This window comes from Streptomyces sp. (assembly GCF_019510245.1).
GTDB lineage: Bacteria > Actinomycetota > Actinomycetes > Streptomycetales > Streptomycetaceae > Streptomyces.
This window is the reverse complement of sequence record NZ_JAEKKT010000133.1, coordinates 80560-105076: the sequence shown is the minus strand read 5'-3', so window position 1 is coordinate 105076 and position 24517 is coordinate 80560. Positions and strand designations below refer to the sequence as shown.

Genomic DNA, 24517 nt, shown 5'->3' with positions numbered 1-24517 from the left:
TTCGCCCCTGTTCCGCCAATTGGCGGTCCGCACACCATGATTCGCCGACGCAGAGATGATGTCCACCCGCGATGGGGGGAAGAAACCGTCCCCTGTATATGAATGACCGGGTAGGTGATTCCTCTTCTCGCGTGGAGGGGACTGACAGGGGCCCCACTGATCGTCTCGCCTTCTGGCCTGCGCCGGGGCGAGGTCGCGATGCTCGCCGGGGTGAGCGTCGAGTCCTGCACCCGCTTGGAGCGCGGCGATCTGAACGGGCGCCGGGGCCCGCGGGTCCGCGTGGAGAAAGCGGGCGGCCCCGGCGTGGGGGGGCGCAGGTCAAGCGGTGGTGCAGGCGGTGCCGTTCAGGCTGAAGCCGGCGGGCTTGGCGAAGGTGCCGCCGTAGGTGCCCTGGAACCCGAAGGACGCCTGGCCGCCGGCGGTGATCTGCTCGTTGTGGCCGACGTTGCTCGCCGTGACAGCGCCCGAGGACGGGGACACGTTCGCGTTCCAGGCGCTGGTGATCTGCTGCCCGGAGGGCAGCGTGAACACGAGTTTCCAGCCATTGACCGTGGCGGAACCGGTGTTGGTGACGGTGACGTCGGCGGTGAAGCCCCCCTGCCAGACGTTCGTGCTGTACGCCACCTTGCAGGCCGCGGAACCTCCCGGGCCGCCCGGGTCACCGGAGGAGCCCTTGTTGACAGTCGAGGAGAACGAGGTCAGGGCGAGACCCGTGCCGTTCTGCCAGGGTTCGAAACCGGCCTGAACACTGGTCAGGTACCAGTTGTTCTGGGCCAGTCCGCGGGAGACAGCCTGCCGGGCGAAGTCCATGACGTCGAAGTTCCAGCTGCTGATCGCCGACGGTGCGACGAACGACAGCACATCGTTCGAGCCGTTGTTACCGGACCACACCTGCCACTCGCGCCCGCCCACCGTGGCGGTGCCGACCGGCGAGCCCACGGGTTGGACGGATCCGACCCTGTTGAACCAGATCATGATCTCGGTTCGGTTCACGCCGTCGGTGCGGGGCGTGGGGTCGAGCCAGATGTCGTAGGCCGCGTCGTAGGCCGCGTCGTTCACGTAGCTGTACGAGGTGCTCGTGGGCGCGCTGGAGATGGAGCTGAGCTGAGCGGGGAGATCGGTGCCGGGCGAGCAGTTGGTGTAGTGGCAGCCGTTGTAGACGGAGGGGTACGACTTCGGAGCGCCGTTCGTGGGGACGGATCCGTCCGCCTGGGTGATCCTGAATCCGGAGCCGGTGACGGAGATGCACTGTGTGGCGCTGGTGCCCCAGCGGTTGTTCTGGACGACGTAGCGGCCCTGGACGGTGGTCGATCCGAACTGTTCGCAGATCGTGGTGTCGGCGTGCGCCCCCGATGCGGTGGTCAGCAGCGCGGCGAGGGAGAGGAGCGAGGTGAGCAGCGCGCCGAGCATGCCCCGCGCGCTGCGGGCGTGGTGTCGTGAAGGTCGCATGCAGATCCTCCGGAACGGGATGGGGGGATGTGCGGGAGCGCTCCCGAAAGCAACGATTGGGAGCGCTCCCAATCCGTCGGTTCGGCAGGGACACTAGAGATGGTTCAGGTTCATGACAAGGCCCGCGGCGTACCGGAATGCCGCCGGGTGACGGTCAGGTGGATTCGCGCACCACCAGCTCGGTGCGGAGGATGACGTGACGCCAGGCCACGGGCCCTCCTCCATCTCCTCCAGGAGCAGCCGGACCATGGCCCGTCCGATCGCCTCGATCGGCTGGCGCACCGTGGTCAGTCGTGGTGTGGTCCGCTGGGCCAGCGGGAAGTCGTCGAAACCGATCACGGCGATGTCCTCGGGCACACGGTGCCCCGCCGAGTGCAGCGTCTCCAGAGCTCCTGCGGCCGTGGTGTCCGACGCGGTGAGGAGTCCGTCGATCTCCGGATGCCGTCGGAGGAGTTCGGCCATGGCGCGGCGTCCGCTCTCCGCCGTGAAGTCGCCCTCGGCGACGAGGGTCCGCTCCCCTTCCAGGCCCGCCAGGGCCAACGCCTCCTGGTAGCCGCGCAGTCGGCACTGGGTCACGTACATGTCGGCCGGCCCGGTGATCGTGGCGATCGTTCGGCGGCCTCGTTCCAACAGGTGGAAGACGGCGCTGCGGGCTCCGCCGACGTTGTCCACATCGACGTAGCTGACGTACTCGTCGCCAGAGCGGCGCCCGAGCAGAACGGTCGGCAACCGGGCTTCGGCGAGCATGTCCGGCAGTGGATCGCCGGCGTGCACGGACATCAGCAGAACGCCGTCGACACGACCGCCGCGCGCGTACTCGAGGAAGCGCTGCCGCTCGGCGTCCGAGCGGACCAGGGTCAGCATCAGCTGCATTCCGGTGCCCGACAACGCGTCCCCGAGCGAGCTGACGGTCTCGGAGAAGAAGGGCTCCGCGAACTGGCGCCAGTCCGGTTCCGTCATGACCAGGGCGACCGCGTCGGCCCGCCGCCCTGCCAGCGAACGGGCCGCGAGGTTGGGCACGTACCCCAGTTCCTCGATGGCCCGCTGTACCGTCCGGCGCGTCGACTCCTTCACGCCCGCAGCGTTGTTGATGACGCGGGAGACCGTGCCCCGTCCCACCCCGGCACGGGCGGCCACCTCCTCCAGCGTCGGCGTCCCCAGGCGCCGTTTGCCCATGACCACCTCCCCCACCAGGTCACCGATCTTACGGGGACGGAGGTGCCGAACACACGACTTTGCCAGGGGCACGGGAACCGGCGGGCGACCCGGCCGCATCGGCCAGGGCAGTGTTCCCCTCCCTCCTTTCGAAGCCCGCCGGTGAGATCTGGGAGCGCTCCCGACGAGGACGGCGCGGGTGGGCGCGCGTGATGCGCATCGTCAGTGGTGAACCGTCAGGCCACGCTCCTGGCCGGCGTGAGGGCCGGACGGTCCCCTGTGCGCAGGGGACCGCCCGGCCGGGTGCCCCCGTCTCCCTGTGACGGGGGCCGCACGCGGAACTTCAGCGGGGGCCTATTCGAGGAGTTCCGCGTACGAGCCCATGGCCAGGGCGATGTCCGCCTGGGCCCAGAACCGGTGATACGTGAACACAGGCGCGGCACCGCCCTTGAGATACGCCTCGACCTTCGACCAGGCCGGGTCGTTCTTGTAGAACGACCTGAGCGAGCTGAATGTCGACGACGAGTTGATCGCGTCGCCGTTCGGCATCGTGCCGCTGAAAGTGCTCGGCACGTACACGCTGTCGTTGAACCTGCCGTAGTCGGAACGGGTTTCCGGGACGGCGATGCCCAGGCTGTCCCGGTAGTTGTTCCACATGCCGTCCAGCAGCGCCTTCGCCGTCGACTTGGCCGCGGCGTCACCGGACCTGGCGGCGTAGTACGTCAGGGTCTTGGCGTACGCGGCGGCCACCCCGACGTCGTTGGTGTAGTCGGCGACGGTGACGTGGAGCCCGCTGTTGGAGCCGGGGCTGGAGGCGTTCCAGGTGTCGGGCTCGCCCGACCACTGCAGCGTCGACGGGATCAGGTAGGTGCCGTCCGGGTTGATCGTGGTCTTGGACAGCGCCCACGTGACCCACTTGTCGAGGATCGCCTTCGCGGAGGTGTTCCCCGTCTGCTGGTAGAGCTCGGCGACCCGCTCCATCGACCACGCCTGGAAGCCGAACCACTGGTTGGACGGCGGGTCGTGGTACACGGGCTGTTCGTCGTAGTACGACGCTGCACTGAACGCTCGCCGCCTGTGCGGTGGTTGCGCCGGCGGCGAGCATGGAAAGGGGCAGGGCGAACGCTGCCGCCACGGCGGTCCACATTCGCCGTAAGGCTGCGCGTCTACGTCCGGGATCCATGTGCTGGTTCCTCCTTGATCACGCGGCTCGCGGGGGAGAGGTCAAGACTCGAAACCAGTGGGAGCGCTCCCATCGTGGAGACGGGGGCGGGCGCGGTCAAGACGTTGAGGAGTTGAAAGTTCGAAGCCGCATGTCGAACCGGAGTATTTCGCGGGACCCCTTTGAAACCTGCCCGGCTGGCGCTACCTTCGTCCGCACCAGTGGGAGCGGTTCCAATCAGTCGACGCGTCCGTAACGGCGCGCCCGAGCTGCAAGGAGTCGCTCATGCGACACCCCCCGCGTTCAGTACTTTTAACCGCCGCCGGAGCGGTCGTCCCCTTGTCGGGGTCATGACTGTTCCGGCCGTGGACGTCGTCATGGCCGGCGGGCTCGCCTACGCCGACGATCCCAGCCAGTGGCTGACGTACGAGCCTGCCGACCCTGCGGGCGATCTCGCCGCCGCGCACCACGTCCGGTCGCCGGCGAGGTCGGCGAGAACACAGCTCTCCGCCTGCGACGGCACACCCACCGCGTACGGCGTCGGGCCGCGTGACCATCTGCGCGCCCTCACCCCGTAACTCCCCACCGGAGGAAGGAAACCCGCACTCATGAGTCACACCAGGACATCGCTTCTCGTCGCCCTGGCGCTGGTCGCCGGGCTGTCGGGGACGGCGCTCGTCGTCGGCCAGGCCGGCGCCGCCACCTCGGCCATCCCCTGCACCGTCGACTACAGGATCCAGAGTCAGTGGGACACCGGTTTCACCGCAGCCGTGACGGTCACCAACAACGGTGCGGCCAAGTCGGGATGGTCGGTGAAGTGGTCGTATGCCGGCAACCAGAAGGTCTCCAGCTACTGGAACGCCAAGGTCGTCCAGAGCGGTGCCGACGTCACCGCCGTCAACGAGAGCTACAACGGCACCCTTGCGAACGGCGGCTCGGTCAGCTTCGGCTTCAACGGCTCCTACAGCGGGACCAACAGTGTGCCCGCCACGTTCACGCTCGACGGAGTCACCTGCAACGTGGACAGCGGCGGCGGCACCGGCGGAGGTACCGGGGGCGACACCGGTGGCGGCACCGGGGGCGACACCGGTGGCGGCACCGGGGGCGGTGGTGGAGACACCGGCAACCGCGTCGACAACCCCTACACCGGAGCGAAGGTGTACGTGAACCCCGAGTGGTCGGCCAAGGCCGCCGCCGAACCGGGCGGCAGCCGCATCTCCAACCAGCCCACCGCTGTCTGGCTCGACCGGATCGCCGCGATCAACGGTGTCAACGGCGGCATGGGTCTGCGCGCCCACCTCGACGAGGCGCTCAAGCAGAAGGGCTCCGGTGACCTGGTCGTACAGCTGGTCATCTACGACCTGCCCGGCCGTGACTGTGCCGCGCTCGCCTCCAACGGCGAACTCGGACCGAATGACCTCGACAAGTACAAGTCCCAGTACATCGACCCCATCGCCTCGATCCTCTCCGACCCGAAGTACGCGGGCCTGCGGATCGCCACCGTGATCGAGCCCGACTCGCTGCCCAACCTGGTCACCAACGCCGGCGGCACCTCCTCCACCACCGACGCCTGCGTGACCATGAAGAGCAACGGCAACTACGAGAAGGGCGTCTCCTACGCCCTGGACAAGCTCGGTGCCATCCCGAACGTCTACAACTACATCGACGCCGGCCACCACGGCTGGCTCGGCTGGGACAGCAACCTGGGCCCGGCCGTCCAGGAGTTCGCGAAGGTCGCCACGACCAACGGTGCGAGCGTGAACGACGTGGCCGGATTCATCGTCAACACCGCCAACTACAGCCCCGTCAAGGAGCCGAACTTCAAGGTCACCGACACCGTCAACGGGCAGACGGTGCGTCAGTCGAAGTGGGTCGACTGGAACCAGTACGTGGACGAACAGTCCTTCGCCCTCGCACTGCGGGACAAGCTGGTCGCGGCCGGATTCAACTCCGGCATCGGCATGCTGGTCGACACCTCCCGCGACGGCTGGGGCGGCCCCGCCCGGCCCACCGGTCCCGGACCGACGACCTCCGTCGACGACTTCGTCAACGGCAGCCGCATCGACCGGCGCATCCACGCCGGCAACTGGTGCAACCAGAGCGGCGCGGGACTCGGCGAACGTCCCACCGCGGCCCCGGCCGCCGGCATCGATGCCTACGTCTGGGTCAAGCCTCCGGGCGAGTCCGACGGCTCCAGCTCCGCCGTCTCCAACGACGAGGGCAAGGGCTTCGACCGCATGTGCGACCCCACCTACGGCGGCAACGCCCGCAACGGCAACAACCCCACCGGCGCCCTGCCGAACGCGCCGCTGGCCGGGCACTGGTTCTCCGCCCAGTTCCAGCAGCTCATGCAGAACGCCTACCCGCCGCTGTCGTGATCCGCTGACACGGCGCCCCCGCCGGGGCCCGGCCACTCCTGGCCGGCCCCCGGCGGGGGCGGGCTCCGGAGCCCGCAGGCCCGAACGGGCGGCCCGGGTGGGTCTGCGGCGCTCCTTCGAAGTTGCGTCCTGCCCGATCGGCGATCTGTATATCGGATACGGCGTTGTTGTTATGGTGCCGACCGGTGAGGTGAACGTTCCGTGGAAGCAGCTGGTCCTGCCCGGGGGAGCACGACATCGGCTCGGCGTTCTCCGGGGTGGCCGCCCGTGCCGCTGGAGCGCATCGTCGCCACCGCACTGCAGATCGTGGACGAGGAAGGCGCGGACGCTCTCTCGATGCGGACGCTGGCCCAGCGCCTGGGCTCGGGCACGGCGACGCTGTACCGCCACTTCGACAACCGGTCGGCTCTGGTCGCTCATGTCGTGGACCGCATGTTCGGCGCCGTGGAGCTGAACGGCGACGAACTGCTAGCGATGGACTGGAAACAGGCGCTGCGGATGGGCGCGCACACCATGTTCGGCGCCTTGGCCCGACACCGGAACGCGGCTCGTCTGCTGGTCGAAGAGGTCCCTCTGGGACCGAACGCCATGGCGCTCCGCGCAGCAGTACGCGGCTCATACGGTGGTTCCCCGGCCGGGACCGTTGGGGCTGTGCTGGGACATGGTGCGGCTCCTTGCCTACGGCGTCATGGCGCGTACGGCGGTGTGTGTGGTGGTGAGGAAGTCCCGGGCGGCGATGTGCCCGATGTAGCCGTCGGGACGGATCAGCAGCAGCGTGTCGCCGGTCAGGCCGTAGGCACGCCGCAGCGTTTTCTCCAGGCCGCAGAAGGAGAGGCCGACGGCGAGCCGCTTCAGCCGGGCGCCCGCCGTCGGCCAGGCGAACCGTTCGAGGTCCCGGGCGGCACCGGGCCCGTAGGCGATGGCGGTGAAGTCCGGCCCGCGCAGGACGTCGAACAGCCGGGGCTCGGCGCCGCCGGCGTCGAACAGCCGGGCGTCCGGGGCGCGGTCACCCACGCGCAGTGTCGCGGTGCGCATGCCGCCGGCGAGGGCGAGGGGGCCGCCGCAGTACGTCAGGCTGAGCTGCTGTTCCTCCTTGCCCCGCTTCATGCTCGACGGGTCGAGCCTGGCGATGCACGCCCCACTTGTCCGTGGACAGGCCCAGAACCCCGGCGGCGATCGGCTGCCTCTCCGCCTCGTAGGTGTCCAGCAGCGACGGGTTCGCCCCGGCGAGGACCTGGCCGAGCTTCCAGCCGAGGTTGTAGCCGTCCTGTATGCCGGTGTTCAGGCCCTGGGCGCCGGCCGGAGTATGGACGTGCGCGGCGTCACCGGCGAGGAAGACCCGTCCTCGGCTGTAGCGCTCCGCAAGACGGATGTTGGGCCGCAACACCGACGTCCAGCGGATGTCGTGCAGCTGAATGCGCCGGTTGCGGGTGTGGGTGTGGATCCGTCGGACCATGTCGTCCCTCTCCGAAGGCGGCTCCTCGTCCGGCCGGGCCGCATGTGCCACCGGTTGCGGGCCAGACCCGTCACCGAGGCGTCCGCGATGAGCATCCGGTCGCTCTCGTCCGTCGTCCCGGCGAACCCGACGCCCAAAGTGAGTTGCCGGCCACCGGGGGCCGGTCAGGCCGGACCCCGGCAGGTCGGGGCGGATGACGTCGAACGACTCGGACAACAGGCCCGCCGCTCGGTCGAAGTGCTGGAGCGACGACGCGCTGCCGTGCAACAGGACGAGTGCCGGACCGTGACCAGCGTGTTTGTAGTGCATCCGCAGACCGTCCACCACGAGGAATTGGGCTGCGGCTCAGACCAGGTAGCAATAACGGTCACGGTGTTACCGATAAGTGGCCGTGTCAAGTGCGAGCTGATGGAGTCCGTGACCTCGCAGACCAGGACGCCGTGGCCACGCGGGTCTACAGCTGAACGGGCAGGTGGCGGGGGCCTCGGAGCATGGCGTTCTGCCGGTACGGAGGCGGGTCCTCGACCAGGTGGGCGCTGCCGAGGTGGGGAATCAGCGCGCCGAGCGCGGCGTACGCCTCGATGCGGGCCAGAGGTCCGCCGTAGCAGAGGTGGATACCGCTGCCGAAGCCGAGGTGCTGGTTGTCCGCGCGGGTGGGGTCGAACCGGTCGGGCTCGTGGAACCGCCTGGGATCGCGGTTGCCTGAGGCCAGCACCAGGACGACGGTCGCGTGTTGCGGGATCTCGGTGCCGGCGACGTCGATGCCGGCGTGCGGGACGCGCTCGCGCATGTGGACCGGGGGCTCGTAGCGCAGCAGTTCCTCCACCGCTCGCGGCAGCAGTTCCGGTTCGCGCCGCAGCCGGTCCAACTGCTCGGGGTGACGCAGCAGTGTGAGCGAGCCGTTGGTGATCAGGTTGACCGTCGTCTCGTGCCCGGCGATGAGCAGCAGCACGGCGGTTTCGGCGAGTTCCTCCTGAGTGAGCCGCAGGGCCGGGTCCGGTTCGTTGACGAAGGCGGAGAGCATGTCGTCGCTCGGATGGCCGCGACGCTGCTCGGCGAGGTGCACCAGGTACCCGCCCATTTCCATCCGCGCCTGGTCGCCGGCTTTGTCCGTCTCGGCGGAGTCGTCGTCGGGCCGGACGTCGGCGGCGGCGACCAGCGCGTCGGACCAGGCGCGGAACAGCGGTTCGTCCTCGCGCGGTACGCCGAGCAGCCGGCAGATCACCGTGACGGGCAGCGGGTAGGCGAAGTCGTCGACGATGTCGATCTGCCGGCCCGCCTCGAAGGACTCCGCCAGTTCCTTGGTGATCCGGTCGATCTCGCCGCGCATGGAATCGACCCGGTGGGGGCTGTGCGGGGGCCCGAAGGGCCGCATGGCCAGCGTGCGCAGCCTGTGGTGCTCGGGGTCGTCGAGCCGGAGGAAGGGCGGCTTGTGGGTCACTTCCCCCCGGGTGCGGGGGTCGGCGCTCATCCGCGCGTCATGCAGCAGAGCGGCGATCTCGTGGTAGGTGCCGATCAGGTAGCTGCCGTCTGCCTGCTGCACCACGGGACCGGCTTCACGGAGTTCCGCGTACAGGGGGTACGGGTCGGGGCGGCTGGCGTAGTCGGTGATCCGTGCCAGCAGTGTCTCGGATTCCATGGCGGATCCTCCGGATGGACGGGACGCGGGCTACACCACGGTCAGTCGGCGGTCGGGAAGATGGCCGGTGAGGGCGACGGTCGGGCCGTGGGAGAGCACCGACGGATCCGGCACGAGGGAGGGGATCGGGACGTCGGCGGCGATCGCCCGGTCCTGCGCGCCGGGCGGGGGCGGGAACGGAGCGGCCGTCTCGATCAGGTGCCGGTAGTAGTCGAGGGACTTGGCCATGTCGACGGTGACCGCGGCGGTGACCCGGCCCTGGTAGCCGTAGACCATGGCGAGACGGCGTGCCTCCAGGGAGCCCTGGGCGATGACCACGTGGTCGGAGTAGGTGGGGACCCCCACCGACTTGATGTTGAGCCCGAACTGGGTCGACCAGAACACCGGGATGGACAGGTGCGGGCGCTGCAGCGGACCGGGGTTGACCATGTTGTGGGCCGCCACCTCGGCCTGCTCGACCGCGTTGCCCCAGTGCTCCAGGGACAGCATCTGGTAGCCGAACAGCGGGTGGGGGAAGCGGGAGACGTCGCCGGCCGCGAAGACGTCGTCGGTGACGATCCCGTACATGTTGAAGGCTCGGCATCCGGCGTCGCAGGCGATCCCCCGCGGGCCCACCGCCAGCCCGGATTCTGCCAGCCACTCCACGTTGCGGATGGCGCCCAGCGCGACGACGCACACGTCCGCGTCCACGCGACTGCCGTCCGACAACTGTGCGCCCGTGAAGGCACCGTTGCCGGTCAGGGCGCTGACCGTCACCCCGGTGCGCAGGTCCACGCCGTGGTTGCGCTGCATGACCGCCGCGAGCTTCGAGAGGATGCCGCCGAGGGCGCCCACCAGCGGCGCGGGGCCGCGTTCGGCGACCGTGACCTCGAGCCCGAGTTCCCGGCAGGCCGAGGCGATCTCCGAGCCGGTGAAGCCGGCGCCGATCACCAGCACCCGCTCCGGCCGCGCGTCCAGGCGTTCGGCCAGCCCGGCGGCGTCCTCCCGGGTACGCAGGGTGAACACGCCGTCCAGGGCGCCTTCCTCGGGGTTCGGCCAGGGACGCGCCCGGGTGCCGGTGGCGATCAGCAGCCGGTCGTACGGCAGCGACTCCCCGTCCTCCAGCACCACTCGCTTCGCCAGTAGATCCACACCGGTGGCGCGCACTCCGAGGCGCCACTCGGCGTCCGCATCCCGGCGCATCGGCAGCTCGGTGGTGTCCGCCGTCGCCTGGCCGAGCAGCACCTGCTTGGACAGCGGCGGCCGGTCGTAGGGCGCGTGGGGCTCGTCGCCGACCACGGTCAGCGGGCCGGTGAATCCCTCCTCGCGCAGTGCCTCGGCGGCCCTGAGTCCGGCCAGCGACGCACCGACGATGACGATCCTTCCCTCCTTCAGGTCACCGGGCACCGGTGTTCACCTCTTCCCCGAGGAGAATCGCCTGCACCGGGCATGCCGCCGCGGCCTGGCGCACGCGTTCTTCCTGGTCGTCCGGTACGGCGGTCGCGTAGAGCAGTCCCTCCTCGCCGTGCAGCTCGAACACCTGCGGCGCGAGGAACACGCACTGTGCGTACCCCTGGCAGTGGGTGAGATCGACGACGGCCCGCATCGTCACCACTTCCTCCGTTGTCACACCCCCCTCGTCTCCAGCATGGGCCGGAAATCCTGTACTCGCATGTCGCGGAGGCGGGACGAAGCCCCCCGACGCACCGAGGACACGGAGGCGGTCAACGTCCCTGTGCCGCAAGGGAGTTCGCCACTTCCGCAACAGCCGTCCACAACAGTTGCCCGCGTCACATCGACATTTCCATACGACGTATGGTTACACTCGAGAGAGTGATTCCGTACAGCGTATGGAAGTGCTCGCACCACCGTACCGGGCGGCCGACGTCGCCTGACCGGAAAGCCGTCGGCGCAGACCGCGCCGACCGGGAAGGGGAAATCATGAAGAAGTTCACGAAGCGCGTCGCCCTCGCTGTCTCCTCCGCGGCGGTCGTGGGGGTTTCCGTCCTCGGTGCCGGGGGCACCGCTTCGGCAGCGACGTCGGAGTCCGCGCACGTTCAGCGGTCGGCTGTCCAGGTCGGGAACGCCGACTACAGCTGGGACAACGGAGTCGGGTACCTGCTCGAACGGGGCTACTCCTGCGACGAGGTCCATGGCTGGCACCGCGTCACCGACGCGACCCGGCACGACTGCGACGGCCGCTTCTACCGCGGGGGGCACTTCTACCGCGACGGTCACTCCTGCCTCCGGCGGGACGAGCGCCAAGGCTCTGCGGCCGCCAGGTCGTACCGGCTCGGCGAATACCGCGTCGAGCGCGGCGACCGGGGCTGGCACCACCCCGAGCCGGACCGCGGTGACCGGTGAGACGAGTGCCGTTCAAGTCCTGGGGGCGGCGGTCGGCGATCGGCGCCTCCGACCGCCGGCTGAGCGGGGCCGCCCCACTGATCGTGCGATGCGCCGGTGCCCTCCGGCGCCCGTGCCCCGCCGTACCGCCTCCGCCCGCGCCGCCGCGATGCCGTCGGCCGGACGCGGGGCGCCGCCTCGGTACGCCCAGGAGCGGAAGCCGATGAAGAAGTCCTTGAAGTCTGTCGAACAGCGGGTGGCCGTGCAGCTGGTCGTGTCGCGGGACTGTTCACTGCCGCTGTGCCTGCGCCTTCGGTACGAGCCCACCGATCCCTATGCCGTCCGCGCCGTCTTCTTCGCCGACTGCGACGAGCCGGTCGAATGGGTCCTGGGGCGGGATCTCCTCGCCGACGGCCTCAAGGGCCCCGCGGGCTGCGCGGACGTCCGGATCTGGTCGGCCTCGGGACGTGGCGACACGTCGATGTACATCGCCCTCGGACCGCCCGCGGACACCGCGCTGCTCGAGGTCTCCACGCGGGACGTCAGGTCCTTCCTGGAGCGGACCGAGGCTCTGGTGCCCCGCGGCACGGAGTCCGGACACATCGACTGGGGCGCCGAACTGGCGCACCTGCGCTCGCAAGGCTGACACCCTCAGGAAAAGGAGCAACTGTCCATGTCCCAGTACCAGCTTCGCGTCTACGCCCTGCGCGGCCCCGACGCGCTCGCCGCCTACGAGAAGATCTGGAGCACATTCCCGGCATGGCCAAGCACCGGATCACCACACACGGCGTCTGGACTGGGCCGGCGGCGCCCGGGAGCGAGACGTTCCGCCTCTACGCCCTGGTTTCCTACGAGGGCACCGATGACGTGCAGGAGCGGTTGGAGACGTACCTGTCGAGTCCGGAGTTCCGCACCGGCATGGAGGGCTTCGACATCAGCCGGATAGTCGGCCTCGACGAAACCCTGCTGACGCCCACCGGCGACTCACCCCTGCGCTGACGGCGGGCCCGCGACGAGTGACGCGACTCGGCCGAGGCGCTCGCCGGCGGGCTGCTCGTGCCGACCGCGACGCCTTGGATCCACCGACTCAGCGGCCGGCGCCTCTGCCGTTGGCGAGCCGGCCCTCCAGGCCCGTGATGAGTGTGTCGATCACCAGCCGGAACATGTGGTCCTGATCCAGGTCTGCCTTGTCTGCGTCCGTGACCTCGTCCGCGTCGGCAGCCGCACCGGGGGGCTTGAGGCTCGCCCACAGCTGGAGTGAGCCGTTGAGTTCGGCGCTGAGGACGCCGATGACGACGGCGATCATGAGTGCGGCGGTCTCCGGGACCTCCGGCTGCGGCACCCCGGCGGCGGCCACGATCGCGGTGAGTGTGGTCCAGAACGGGTCGTCGGGCTGGATGAAGTCCGGCTGGTGGCTGAACGAGTAGGCCATCAGCTCGGGGTGACGGTGCGCCAGGGTCCGGAAGTCTGTCGCCAGCAGGCGGATGCGCTCCTGCCAGGGCGCGTCCTGGAGTGTCACGGTGCGGAACTGGGCGCCGACCGTTCTCGCCACGCCGCGCAGCACGGCTTCCTTGTTCGGGACGTGGTGGTACAGGGACATCGGGTTCGCATCGAGCTGGGTGGCGAGCTTGCGCATGGTGAGCGCCTCGACCCCGTCCTCGTCGATGATCTTCAGGGCGGCGTCGTAGATACCGGCCTGGGTCAGCGGCACGTCCCTCTTCCTCGTGCCCCGTGGGGGACGCCTCACCTTGTTTTCCATACCCCGTACGGTATCAGCTCCGTACCAGGGTATGGAGATGGCCCGGATCACAGTGCCCGCGTGCACGGTCAGGACTTGCGTCCGATTTCCATACGTCGTACGGTACTAATTCCATACGGCGTATGTTTCTGCCTGGCGCCGCGGCATCGACCCCGCGCAGCGCGCCCCTGGCCCATCCCCTTTCACCCCTCCACGCAGAGGAGCAAGCCATGACCACGCAGTCCGCGAACGACCTTCGCCCCATCCGGTCCCCGCGCGGGGTCCCCCTGCTCGGCAACACGCCGCAGATCCCCGCCACCAACCCGTTCGAGTACTTCGCCGAACTGTCCAAGCAGTTCCCCGAAGGCATCTACGGCATGGACATCGCCGGCATCGAGCAGGTCTTCGTCTACGACCCGGACCTGGTGGCCGAGGTCAGCGACGAGACGCGGTTCTTCAAGCAGATCGACAAGACGCCGCTGGCCCATGTCCGGGACTTCTTGAACGCGGGCCTGTTCACCGCGCACCAGCACGAAGAGGAATGGGGCAGGGCGCACCGGATCCTGCTGCCGGCCTTCAGCCAGCGGGCCATGAAGGGTTACTACGGGCAGATGCTGGAGATCGCCCAGAACCTGGTGGGCAAGTGGGAGCGCCGGGAGGGGAAGCGGGTCAAGATCACCGACGACTACACCCGCCTGACGCTGGACACCATCGCCCTGTCGGGGTTCGGCTACCGGTTCGACTCCTTCGGCAAGGAGGAGCTGCACCCCTTCCTCAACGCGCTGCTGGAGACGCTGATCGAGTCGCTGCGGCGCTCGCAGGAGCTGCCGATGATGACCAAGCTGCGCAAGGCGGACGACCGGAAGTACCGCGACAACATCCGGCTGATGCAGGACCTGGTCGAGAGCGTGATCAAGGAGCGCCGCGAGGGGAAGGGCACCGGTGAGGACGACCTGCTGGGCCTGATGCTGGAGGCCACCGACCCGGAGACCGGCAAGCTGCTGGACGACTACAACGTCCGCGACCAGGTGCTGACGTTCCTGATCGCCGGTCACGAGACCACCAGCGGTCTGCTGGCGTTCGCCACCTACTCGCTGATGCGCAACCCGCACGTCCTGGCCCAGGCCTACGCCGAAGTGGACCGCCTGCTGCCCGGCGACACGGTCCCGGACTACGACACGATCATGAAGCTGGACGTCATCCCGCGGATCCTGGAGGAGACCCTGCGCCTGTGGGCCCCCATCCCTTTGATCGGCAAGGCGCCGCTTGAGGACACCGTCATCGGCGGCCGCTACCGGCTCAAGAAGGGAGCGCGGGTCAACATCCTCGAAGGCCCGCTGCACACCAACCCCAAGGCATGGGACCGTCCCGACGAGTTCGACATCGACCGGTGGCTACCGGAGAACCGCGCCAAGCAGCACCCGCACGCCTACAAGCCGTTCGGCAACGGTGTGCGTGCCTGCATCGGCCGGCAGTTCGCGCTCACCGAGGCCCGCCTGGTCCTTGCGCTGGTGCTGCAGAAGTTCAAGTTCTCCGACACGGCCGACTACAAGATGGACGTCAAGGAGGCGCTGACCCGCAAGCCCGGCAACTTCGAGCTGGTCGTCCGTCGCCGTCAGGAACACGAGCGCACCGTGTTCGGCGCCGCGGACGTGCAGACGGGCGACACGCAGGCGCAGGCCGCGGTCAGCGGCGTCGGCGTGAACCTGACCGTCGCCTACGGCTCCAGCCTGGGTTCGTGCGAGGACCTGGCGCGCACCATCGCCGACCGCGGTGAACGCTCCGGTTTCGGCACCACGCTGATGAGCCTGGACGAGCTGGGCGACAATCTGCCCACCGAGGGACTGCTCGTCGTGGTCGCCGCCAGCTACAACGGCAAGGCGCCCGACAACGCCCAGCGCTTCGACGACCGGCTCGCCACCGGACTGCCCGAGGGCTCGCTGTCGAACGTGCGGTTCGCGCTGCTGGGTGCCGGCAACACCCAGTGGGTGGCCACCTTCCAGGCATTCCCCAAGCGAATCGAGGAAGGGCTGCTGGCCGCCGGCGCCACCCCGGTCATCGAGCGCGGCATCGCGGACGCCGCCGGTGACTTCGACGGCATGGCCAGTCGCTGGATGGACACGCTGTGGGCCACCCTGGCCGAGGAGTACGCCGCCGACACCTCCGAGGCGAGCGGACCGCGCTACCAGGTCCAGCTGCTCACCGAGTCCGACGTGCGTCCCGCCATCGTCTCCGAGCAGGCGTACCCGCTCACCGTGGTGGCCAACGAGGAGCTCGTGGCCGACGCGACCGGCCTGTGGGACTTCAGCATCGAGCCGCCGCGCCCGTCCGCGAAGTCCATCACCATCGAGCTGCCCGAGGGCGTCACCTACGACACCGGCAACCACCTGGCCGTCTTCGCCAAGAACGAACTCGGCCTGGTGGAGCGCGCACTGAGGCGGCTCGGCGTCGCATACGACCAGGTGCTCCGGCTCGACCAGCCGGCCGGTGGCCGCACCCACCTGCCGGTAGGCACCCCGGTCACCGCCGGCATCCTGCTCACCGAGTTCCTGGAGCTGCAGGACGTGGCCACCCGCTCCCAGATCCAGACGCTCGCCGAGTACACCCAGTGCCCGTGGACCCGGCCACAGCTCCAGGCGTACACCACCGACACCCAGGAGGCCGAGGAGCGCTACCAGAAGGAGATCCTCGGCAAGCGCGTCTCGGTGCTGGGCCTGCTGGAGCGCTTCCCGGCCGTCGAACTGCCGCTGGCGGTCTTCCTGGAGATGATGGGCCCCATCCGTCCCCGCTTCTACTCCATTTCCTCCGCCCCGTCGGCCAACCCGCGCCACGTGCGCCTGACCGTCGGCCTCCTGGAGGGCCCGGCCCTGTCCGGCGACGGCCACTACCGCGGCACCTGCTCCTCCTACATCGCGGGCCTGGAGCCCGGGGACGTCGTCTACGGCTACGTCCGCGTGCCCTCCCCCACGTTCGCCCCGCCCGCCGACCCCGCCACGCCGCTGATCCTCATCGGCCCCGGCACCGGCATCGCGCCGCTGCGCGGCTTCCTCGAGGAGCGTGCGCACCAGCACGCGAACGGCACCCAGGTCGGCCTGTCCCAGGTCTTCGTCGGGTGCCGCCACCCGGAGCACGACTACTTCTACCGCCAGGAGATGCAGGACTGGGAGCAGGCCGGGATCGCGCAGGTGCACACCGCGTTCTCCGCGGTCACCGGCCACCCGGCCCGGTTCGTGCAGAACGCCATCGCCCATGCCGCCGACACGGTGTGGCAGGCCATCGAGGACGGCGCGTACGTCTACGTCTGCGGCGACGGCCGCCGCATGGCACCCGCCGTCCGCGAGGCCCTCGCCGCCATCCACCGTCAGAAGACCGGCTGCGACGACGAGACCGCCCAGCAGTGGCTCGTCCAGCTCGAGGCCGACGAGCGCTACCAGCAGGACGTCTTCGCCTGACCGTCGCACGCCGTGACGGCGTGCGACCCCCGGCCGCCGGGAGGCGTGCGGCATCCCCGCTGCCGGCCGTACGCCTCCCGGCCACCACAAGCCATGCGGACACCACACGGCACCCGTGCCCTGAACTCGGGCGGTGCCGCTCACAGAAAGCAGATCGTCATGGACACCATGCTCGCCGGACGCTTCCACCTGGACAGCAGGAAATTCGCCGTGGAAGAGGTCCCCATCCCCGTTCCGGGCCCGGGCGAGGTCCTCATCGAGGTCAAGGCCGCCGGCGTCTGCCTCTCGGACGTCCACCTGCTGGACGGCTCCCTCGTCCCGCTGTTCGCCACCTCCGACACGATCACCGTCGGCCACGAGGTCTCCGGCGTCATCCACACACTCGGCCCCGACCTCAGGCGCGGCCTGCCCGTCGGCACCCGCGTCACCCTGGAGGCCGGCAAGACCTGCGGGACGTGCGCCGGATGCGTGCGCCGCCGCCCGTGCACCCAGATGCTCACCGCCGGCATCGACTACGACGGCGGGTGGGCCGAGTACGTGGTCGTCCGCGAGGACACCCTCATCCCGATCCCCGACAGCCTCCCCTTCGACCAGGCCGCGATCATCCCCGACGCGGTCTCCACCCCCTACGCCGCCGTCGTCGCCACCGCGGGTGTCCGTGCCGCCCAGTCCGTCGGCGTCTGGGGCGTGGGCGGAGTCGGCGCGCACAACGTACGCCTCGCCCGCCTGGTCGGCGCTGCACCGATCATCGCCGTCGACCCGCTGCTCAGCGCCCGCGAGCGCGCCCTTGCCTTCGGCGCCGACCTCGCGCTCGACCCGGCGGCCCCCGACTTCGCCGACCAGGTCCGCGCGGCCACCGGCGGACGGGGCCTGGACTTCGCCTTCGACTGCGCCGGCGTGCCCGCCGTCCGCGACCAGGCCGCCTCCGTGCTCGGCCTGGGCGGCTCCCTGATCCTGGTGGGCATCACACCCCGGCCGCTCACCATCGCCGAGGGCCTGACCTTCAACTACCTGCAGAAGCAGGTGCGCGGCCACTACGGCGGCTTCCCCGAGTCCGTCTCCGAGCTCGTGCGGCTGACCGCGGCCGGCCGTCTCGACCTGGCCCCCTCCATCACGGACCACATCCCGCTCGTCGACGCCGCCGACGCGGTCAGCCGTCTGGAGAACAAGATCGGCGACCCGATCCGCCTCATCCTCGTCCCCTGACGCCTGTCAGGACACCAGGCCACCCTGGGCAGGGGTGAGTGGGCGCCGGTGCGTGAGGGTGCACCGGCGCCCACGGCTTTCCGGTAACCGTGGAGCGACAGAACCATGCAGACGACCGACCCCCTGGGCCGTACTCCGCAGCGCAGGGACGCCCGCTCGAACCGCCGACGCATCCTCGCCGCTGCTCGGCAGAGACTGCGGGAGGACCCCGATGCGAGTCTGGACAGCATCGCCGAGGCGGCCGGCGTCGCCCGGCGCACCCTCTACGGACACTTCCCCGGCCGGCATGCGCTGATCGCCGACCTGACGCGGGAAGCAGGCGACGAACTCCAGCAGGCGCTTGCCGCAGCCCGTACGACGGATGCCGACCCGATCGAGGCGATGACGCGGATGGTGCTGGCGGCATGGGCGGTGGGCGATCAATACCGCTTGCTCATCGCCTTGAGCCGGCGTCGGCTGGGCGAGGCCGCCTTCCGCGCCGTCCTGGCACCGGCCCGCGAAGAGGCCGTCGCGACCCTGCGACGTGGTCAACGCGAAGGCGTCTTCACGGACCACCTTCCAGCACCCCTCCTCGCCCAGGCGCTGGAGGCCCTGATGCTGGCACTCGCCGAGGAGAACGCCGCGTGCGCATGGGCCGACCCCACCGGCGAGGCCGCGGCCACCTCGTTCCTCGTCGCCGCCGGAGTGGCACCACGGGCGGCCTCGCTTCAGGTGCAGGACGTCGCCAGGCGCGACCGGGCAGCCGACGCCGGGTGACCTCATGGGCGTCGTCCGGGGCGACACCGAGTATGCGCAGGACCATCTCGGCCACCGCCGTCTGCGCCGGCGCGCAGTACGGTTCGGCAGACGTTCCTGACTGCTGCGGGCCGAGAGCCGCACGCGGCCGGCACCCGAGACGGCGGACAGGGCCAGTCACCTGTTTCAGACCGTCTCGACGATGCCGGCGCGGAGCTGACCGGCGATGTCCGGCCGTCACGGCGGCGTCGGCGTACGCCTCAACAGGCCCTCAGCAGCAGCAGAGCGGTGTCGTCGGCACGATCGCCCGACGGCTGGGCGTGGGCGAGAAGCGTCTCGGCGATGTCGTCCAGCGGGCCGGTGGCCTTGGCGAGCACCTCCGCGAGGTCGGTGAGGGCGGCCTCGAAGTCGGTGCCGGGTGTTTCGATGAGTCCGTCGGTGTAGAGGGCCAGGAGAGCGCCGGGAAGCAGGGGGATGTCGACGGTCGGGTACACCGCCGTGGGGTCGACGCCCAGCAGCGGGCCTGGCGGTGCCGCCACGATGTCGGTGTGCAGGTCGGGGTGGCGCAGCAGGGGCGGGCAGTGGCCCGCGGTGGCCACCTGGGCGATGTGGTTGACCGGATCGATGTGCGCGTACAGGCAGCTGGCGAGCAGGCCCGGGTCGAGGGCGTCGAACAAGTGGTTGGTCCGGGCCAGGACCTCGCCCGAGCTCGCGCCGGCCACGGCGTAGGCGTGGACCGCGGTGCGCACCTCGCCCATCAGGCCGGCCGCGCCGACCCCGTGGCCCTGTACATCCCCGATGACGGCGGCGGCTTCGGCGTCCGACAGGCGGATGAGGTCGTAGAAGTCGCCGCCCACCTCCATGCCATGGCTGGCGGGCAGATAGCGGGCGGCCACGTCCAGTCCGTGCATCGTCGGCAGGGTGCGGGGCAGCAGGCCGGCCTGGAGGCCTTCCGCCAACCGGTGCTTGGCGTCGTACTGCCGTGCGCGGTCCAGGGCCTGGGAGACCAGGGCGCCGATGGCGGTGAGGGTGGCACGCTCCTGCAACGTGAAGGGGTGGGCCTGCCGGTAACCGACCACGCACACCCCGAAGTACTCGCCGCAGGCCATGAGCGGCAGCCAGGCCCAGGCGCCCAGACCGTCGTCGATGGAGGCGCTCTCGGGATACACCGCACGCAGCTCGTCCTGGTCGGCGAAGAAGGACGGCAGCCCCTGGGCCAGACCCCAGGGCGGCGCCCCCGTGGTCAGCCCTGGAAGGGGGAGGTCGGAGGCGAGGGGGGCGTGGTCGACGAGGTCGACCAGGTGCTGGCTGAAGCCGTGCTGGCCGACCACCCGTACCCGGCCCGCCTCCGCCACCAGGAAGGCGAAGGCCTGCGCGTCCAACGCGACCAACAGGTGGCCGGCCACCAGCTCCACGACCTCGTCGACGGAAGCGGCCGCGGCCAGGCCGCCGGAGAGCTGCATCATGTGGTAGTGGGCGTCCAGGCCGGCGGGGCCAGGCAACTCCCCGGTACCGACGGCCAGTTCATCGGGGCTGCGCGCAGCGCCGGCCGGGGCGGAGATGCGCAGGCTCACACCGGTGCGGTCCGGGTACAGCTGGAGCAGCAGTTCTCTGCCGTCACGGGGCTGCCTCACCGTGTAGGAGGTCGGGAGCTGGCTCGCGAGTGCGGCCTGGTACCGCAGCCGGTACGGCGCGGGAGCCAGCCACGGCACCGCTTCCCACAGGCGGGCGCCCAGCAGGTGGGGGACGCTCTCGCAGAGCAGGTCGGCCGCGGTCCGGTCGACGAACCTGATCCGCCCCCGCACGTCGACTCGGCACGCACCTTCGGGAAGAGCGGCTATGAAGTCCACCGCCCCTTGCGGGGGAGCGGGTACCGAGGGATGCGCGGGCGCCGGCGGCAGGAGACGCGCCGCGAGTCCGGGCTGCACGCGGTGCCCGGCCTCGGCGGCGTCCTGCAGCAGCAGGGCGATGCAGCGGGCCGCAGTGGTCAGACGGCCCCGCGCGCCCGCATCCGGCGCCGGTGATCTCTGGGAGAACAGCACCAGCAGGGCGCCCCACACACCGGTGCCGGCCAGCAGCGGGGCCGCCGCGACGGCCCCCACGAACGGGAAGGTCAGCGCCAGCTGGGGATAGCGGCGGGCGAACTCCTCACCGGAGCCGACCCACACCGGACGCCGCTGGCGTATCGCTTCGGGAACGGGGCCGTCAGCCACGGTGGTCACCCGTATGCGTCGCAGCAGACTGACGAACCCCGTGGGCATCGCGAGGCTCGCGTCCAGTACCAGGACCTCGCCGCCGGGTTCGAGCAGAAAGAGCGCCCCCGCGTGCGCACCTGTCCCGACCACCGTCCGGGCCAGAATCTGATCCAGCAGCTCCTGGACGGCAGCGGTCTGCAGGTCCTTGCCATGAGCCATCCGCTGCGCTCGCTTCGCGGAGTCGTGCACCTCCGTTCAGGATAGGCCCGCGTCGCCGAGCCGTTCACCGCGGGACGAGGCGGCCCTCTTCACACCGCGGCGGAAAGGGGTCCCCGGGCGACGTCGTGGGCCTCCTCCGGGGAGAGGCCGAGCATGTGCAGCAGCACCTCGGCCATGGTGGCCGCGGCCTGGTCGATGTCGACCTGGGGTTTGCTGAGCCACAGCTCCACAAGTGCCAGCAGGCTGCCGTTCAGTGCGGACAGCGCGATGACCGGGTCGACGACTGTGAAGCGGTCCGAGGCGATGCCCTGCTCCACGTCGAGCCGCATCCGCGGAGCCAGTCCGCGGCCGGCGCATATGCGGCCGAGCTCGCTGTGGCACACGATTCGCATGATCTCGGGGTGGGACTCGGCCAAACGTGCGCTGAGCCGCAGGCCCCCGGCGAGGCGCTCGGCGGGATCATCGACGCCGTGCAGGCGTTCGTCGATGGCCTGACCGAACTCCTCCATCGCATCCTCCAGGGCCACGCCGAACAGGTCCCGTTTGGAGTCGAAATGGTTGTAGAAGGAGCCGAAGCCCACATCCGCGCGTCCTGCGATGGCCTGGATGCTGGCGCTGGTGTCGCCGGACTCGGCCAGTATCTGCCGTGCCGCGCGGACGAGCGCCTGCCGGGTCCCGGCGCGACGGCGTTCGAATCGATTGCTGAGTGTTACTGACATCGGCATGCACCGTGGAGAGCAGCAGGTCTGATGACTTCGTTGCGCCGACGACCTGGTCGTCGTGCATATCTGATCGTTAGATCAACTTTGCGATTCCCTTGACGATGAAGCTGTCATCAATGATGCTTTCGTCAGAAACACCCTAACATGTCCCATATGCCGTGACCATAAGTCTCCATGTCGATACGGCGCCCCACGCAACGGAACGGATGAAAATGAGGGAAACCCATCAGCCAGGACTCGCTCAGCCGGTGAACCCGAGCGAGGCACCCGACGCGGCGATAGCCATGCTCGACGCGGAAGGGACGGTGGTCGGGTGGACGCAGGCCGCCGAGCAGTTGGTCGGGTACTCGGCCGGAGAGATGGTGGGCCGGCCGGCGGCACACGTACTGCCGTGCTCAGGCGGCGCTCTCCAGGCTGCGGCGCTCGCCGAACAGTGCCGTGCCCAGGGCGGCTGGTCCGGCACCACGACGGTCCGCCACCGGGACGGCCACGCGCTCACCCTGGCCCTGCGGGTTTCGTTGCTGCGGGGAGAGAGCGAAAGCCTGCGCTGGCTCGTGTTCGTGACCGGCATAGGCGCGCTCTCCTCGGGAGCGATGGACGGATCGCTGCGCGAGTCGCTGCTCGCCCACGCACCGATCGGCATCGTCGTTCGCGACCCGCAGCTGCGCTGCACGTGGGTCAACGACGCGATGGAACTCCACGACGGCATTCCCCGTGATCGACGGCTCGGCGGCCGTCTGAAGGACACGCTGCCCGGTTTCGAGGCCGAAGCGCTCGAGGTGGTGATGCGGCACGTGCTGGAAAGCGGCATCACCATGGTGCACGAGTACCGGGCGTGGCCGCCGACCGACCGGCGCCGGGAGCACGTCTACTCGGCCTCGTTCTTCTGTCTCCAGAACGCGGACGGCAGGCCGTGGGCGGTGTGCAGCATGAGCGTCGATGTCACCGGCAACCGGCGGGCGCGCGAGCGTCTTGCCATCCTCAGCGAAGCCGGCACCCGCATCGGCAGCACCCTCGACGTCATGCAGACCAGCCAGGAGCTGGCAGAGCTCACCGTGCCCCTGCTGGCCGACCATGCCCTCGTCGACCTGGTGGAGTCGGTTCCGTTCGCCCTGGAGCCCGCACGGATCGGCGTGGCGAACGGCCGCGCTCCCGCGCTGCGCCGTGCCGGTCTGGCCTCCGTCGACCTCGGTGTCCTCGAACTGCCCTGGGTCCGCGAAGAGGTGATCAACGTCCACCCGGCCTCGCCGTTCGCCGCCGCGCTGCACACGGGCAGGTCGCACCTCGTACCGTCCCTGGACGCGGACACCCAGCTCAGCCCGTGGGTCGACCACGACCCTGCGCGGGCGCAGCAGGTCCGTGACAGCGGGGTCCACTCCCTGATGGTCGTCCCCATCCGTGCGCGGCGCTGCGTCCTGGGACTGGCGCTGTTCGGCCGCTCCGAGGAGCCGACGCCGTTCCAGGAGGACGACCTGCTGCTCGCGGAGGAGCTCGTGACCCGGGCCGCGCTCAGCCTGGACAACGCACTCCAGTACGCGCGCGAACGCGCCGCCGCCCTCACGCTCCAGCGCGACCTGCTTCCCCACCGGGTCCGGGGCGGCGCCGCCGTCGAGGTGGCCTCGCGCTACGTACCGGCCGACACGGACCACGGCGTAGGGGGTGACTGGTTCGATGTGATCGAGCTGTCCGGCGCCCGCGTGGCCCTCGTCGTCGGCGATGTGGTCGGACACGGGATCCACGCCGCGGCGACCATGGGCAGGCTGCGCACCGCCTTGCGCACGCTCGCACACCTGGACCTGCCCCCGGAACAGCTCCTGGCGCACCTCGACGACACGGTCCTGCGGCTGAACGAGGAGAGCGAGGAAGACGCCGACGACCTGGGCGTGGTCCCCTCGGTCGTGGGCGCCACCTGCCTGTACGCCGTCTACGACCCGGTCACGCGGCGGTGCACGATGGCTCGGGCCGGCCACCCACCGCCCGCCATCATCGACCCGCGGGGCGGTGTCACCTTCCCGGACATGCCCGCCGGTGCCCCGCTCGGGCTCGGCCTCGGGGCGCTCGCCTTCGAGTCGGTGGAACGCGAACTGCCCGAGGGGAGTGTGCTCGCGCTCTACACCGACGGCCTGGTCGAGTCACGCGACGACGACCTCGATGCCGGCATGCGGCGCCTGGGCGCTTTGCTGGCACCGTCCGGCCGGTCTCTGGAGGACCTGTGCTCGGAGGTGGTCGAGACCTTGCCGGCCCGGACCCACTTCGACGATGTCACCCTGCTCCTCGTACGGACGCGCGGACTCCAGGCGGCGTGGGTCGCGTCGTGGGACCTGCCGAACGAGCTGACCGCCGTCCGCACCGCCCGGCACCTGACCGGACGTCAGCTCCGGGCGTGGGGGATGGACCAACTCGTCGGCACCGTGGAGCTGATCGTCAGCGAACTGGTCACCAACGCCGTCCGGTACGGCGGTGGGCCGATCCGCCTACGGCTCCTCCAGCACTCCATCCTGACCTGTGAGGTCACCGACACGAGCACCAGCCAGCCACACCCACGACACCCTCGCACCCTCGACGAGGACGGCCGTGGCCTCATGCTCGTCGCTCAACTCTCCCGCAGGTGGGGCTCCCGCTCCGTATCGGGCGGCAAGGTCGTCTGGTCCGAACAAAACCTGCCCGCAGCCACGATCGCCTGAGCCGC

At 70.1% G+C, this 24517-nt stretch carries 16 protein-coding genes and 4 pseudogenes; 10 read left to right on the top strand and 10 right to left on the bottom strand.

Features of this window, described 5'->3' with window-relative positions; genetic code table 11:
* Positions 1 to 318 precede the first annotated feature (318 nt).
* From JF597_RS18320 to JF597_RS18310, 3 genes and pseudogenes are all read right to left on the bottom strand, one after another.
* Complete coding sequence (locus tag JF597_RS18320) at positions 319 to 1449, bottom strand: cellulose binding domain-containing protein (protein WP_293995868.1); 1131 nt, start codon at positions 1447 to 1449, stop codon at positions 319 to 321.
* A 154-nt stretch (positions 1450 to 1603) separates the two neighbouring features.
* Positions 1604 to 2625: pseudogene (locus JF597_RS18315) on the bottom strand (LacI family DNA-binding transcriptional regulator).
* A 333-nt stretch (positions 2626 to 2958) separates the two neighbouring features.
* Positions 2959 to 3654 (bottom strand): annotated as a pseudogene (locus JF597_RS18310) (glycoside hydrolase family 48 protein); the annotation flags it as partial.
* A gap of 462 nt (positions 3655 to 4116) precedes the next feature.
* Between JF597_RS18310 and JF597_RS18305 the strand changes: the two are divergent.
* The 3 genes and pseudogenes from JF597_RS18305 to JF597_RS18295 all read left to right on the top strand — a co-directional run.
* Positions 4117 to 4344 (top strand): hypothetical protein, encoded by a 228-nt coding sequence (locus JF597_RS18305; RefSeq protein WP_293995866.1) that lies wholly within the window; start codon positions 4117 to 4119, stop codon positions 4342 to 4344.
* Positions 4345 to 4374: 30 nt separating this feature from the next.
* The gene (locus JF597_RS18300; protein ID WP_293995864.1) at positions 4375 to 6144 is read left to right on the top strand and encodes a glycoside hydrolase family 6 protein; all 1770 of its coding nucleotides are present in this window, start codon (positions 4375 to 4377) and stop codon (positions 6142 to 6144) included.
* A gap of 267 nt (positions 6145 to 6411) precedes the next feature.
* Positions 6412 to 6744, top strand: a pseudogene (locus JF597_RS18295) (TetR family transcriptional regulator); the annotation flags it as partial.
* A 78-nt stretch (positions 6745 to 6822) separates the two neighbouring features.
* On the opposite strand, the pseudogene JF597_RS18290 reads toward JF597_RS18295, so the two are convergent.
* The 4 genes and pseudogenes from JF597_RS18290 to JF597_RS18275 all read right to left on the bottom strand — a co-directional run.
* A pseudogene (locus tag JF597_RS18290) lies at positions 6823 to 7737 on the bottom strand (FAD-dependent monooxygenase); the annotation flags it as partial.
* A gap of 317 nt (positions 7738 to 8054) precedes the next feature.
* On the bottom strand, positions 8055 to 9239 hold the full coding sequence (locus JF597_RS18285) for a cytochrome P450 (protein ID WP_293995862.1): 1185 nt from the start codon (positions 9237 to 9239) through the stop codon (positions 8055 to 8057).
* A gap of 30 nt (positions 9240 to 9269) precedes the next feature.
* Positions 9270 to 10625, bottom strand: a complete 1356-nt coding sequence (locus JF597_RS18280; protein ID WP_293995860.1) for an NAD(P)/FAD-dependent oxidoreductase — start codon at positions 10623 to 10625, stop codon at positions 9270 to 9272.
* Entirely contained in the window at positions 10615 to 10824 is a 210-nt protein-coding gene (locus tag JF597_RS18275; RefSeq protein ID WP_293996136.1) for a ferredoxin, read from the bottom strand. Before JF597_RS18275 ends, JF597_RS18280 begins: the two co-directional genes overlap by 11 nt.
* Before the next feature lie 335 nt (positions 10825 to 11159).
* Here JF597_RS18275 and JF597_RS18270 point away from each other — a divergent pair, with 335 nt between their 5' ends.
* The 3 genes from JF597_RS18270 (at position 11160) to JF597_RS55575 (ending at position 12560) form a co-directional block, all read left to right on the top strand.
* The gene (locus JF597_RS18270; RefSeq protein ID WP_293995858.1) at positions 11160 to 11582 is read left to right on the top strand and encodes a hypothetical protein; all 423 of its coding nucleotides are present in this window, start codon (positions 11160 to 11162) and stop codon (positions 11580 to 11582) included.
* 202 nt (positions 11583 to 11784) lie between these two features.
* The gene (locus JF597_RS18265; protein ID WP_293996134.1) at positions 11785 to 12207 is read left to right on the top strand and encodes an SsgA family sporulation/cell division regulator; all 423 of its coding nucleotides are present in this window, start codon (positions 11785 to 11787) and stop codon (positions 12205 to 12207) included.
* A gap of 113 nt (positions 12208 to 12320) precedes the next feature.
* Complete coding sequence (locus JF597_RS55575) at positions 12321 to 12560, top strand: NIPSNAP family protein (protein ID WP_366916417.1); 240 nt, start codon at positions 12321 to 12323, stop codon at positions 12558 to 12560.
* Between the two features lie 88 nt (positions 12561 to 12648).
* Here JF597_RS55575 and JF597_RS18255 read toward each other — a convergent pair whose 3' ends face one another.
* A complete protein-coding gene (locus JF597_RS18255) occupies positions 12649 to 13272 on the bottom strand; it encodes a TetR family transcriptional regulator (RefSeq protein ID WP_293995856.1) in 624 nt (207 codons plus the stop codon).
* A gap of 257 nt (positions 13273 to 13529) precedes the next feature.
* Between JF597_RS18255 and JF597_RS18250 the strand changes: the two genes are divergently transcribed.
* The 3 genes from JF597_RS18250 to JF597_RS18240 all read left to right on the top strand — a co-directional run bounded on the left by JF597_RS18250 (position 13530) and on the right by JF597_RS18240 (position 18713).
* Positions 13530 to 16751: a cytochrome P450 gene (locus JF597_RS18250; protein WP_293995854.1), complete on the top strand. Its 3222-nt coding sequence runs from the start codon at positions 13530 to 13532 to the stop codon at positions 16749 to 16751.
* A 159-nt stretch (positions 16752 to 16910) separates the two neighbouring features.
* Complete coding sequence (locus JF597_RS18245; protein WP_293995852.1) at positions 16911 to 17957, top strand: zinc-binding dehydrogenase; 1047 nt, start codon at positions 16911 to 16913, stop codon at positions 17955 to 17957.
* Positions 17958 to 18062: 105 nt separating this feature from the next.
* Positions 18063 to 18713 carry a TetR/AcrR family transcriptional regulator gene (locus JF597_RS18240; RefSeq protein WP_293995850.1) on the top strand — a complete coding sequence of 217 codons (651 nt, stop codon included), beginning with the start codon at positions 18063 to 18065 and terminating at the stop codon, positions 18711 to 18713.
* A 239-nt stretch (positions 18714 to 18952) separates the two neighbouring features.
* Here the strand turns inward: JF597_RS18240 and JF597_RS18235 are convergent, their stop codons facing one another.
* Together JF597_RS18235 and JF597_RS18230 are read right to left on the bottom strand one after the other, a co-directional pair.
* Complete coding sequence (locus tag JF597_RS18235; protein ID WP_293995848.1) at positions 18953 to 21136, bottom strand: SpoIIE family protein phosphatase; 2184 nt, start codon at positions 21134 to 21136, stop codon at positions 18953 to 18955.
* A gap of 59 nt (positions 21137 to 21195) precedes the next feature.
* Positions 21196 to 21825 carry a TetR/AcrR family transcriptional regulator gene (locus JF597_RS18230; protein WP_293995846.1) on the bottom strand — a complete coding sequence of 210 codons (630 nt, stop codon included), beginning with the start codon at positions 21823 to 21825 and terminating at the stop codon, positions 21196 to 21198.
* A 215-nt stretch (positions 21826 to 22040) separates the two neighbouring features.
* Here JF597_RS18230 and JF597_RS18225 point away from each other — a divergent pair, with 215 nt between their 5' ends.
* Entirely contained in the window at positions 22041 to 24512 is a 2472-nt protein-coding gene (locus JF597_RS18225) for a SpoIIE family protein phosphatase (RefSeq protein ID WP_293995844.1), read from the top strand.
* The last annotated feature ends 5 nt before the right edge of the window (positions 24513 to 24517 follow it).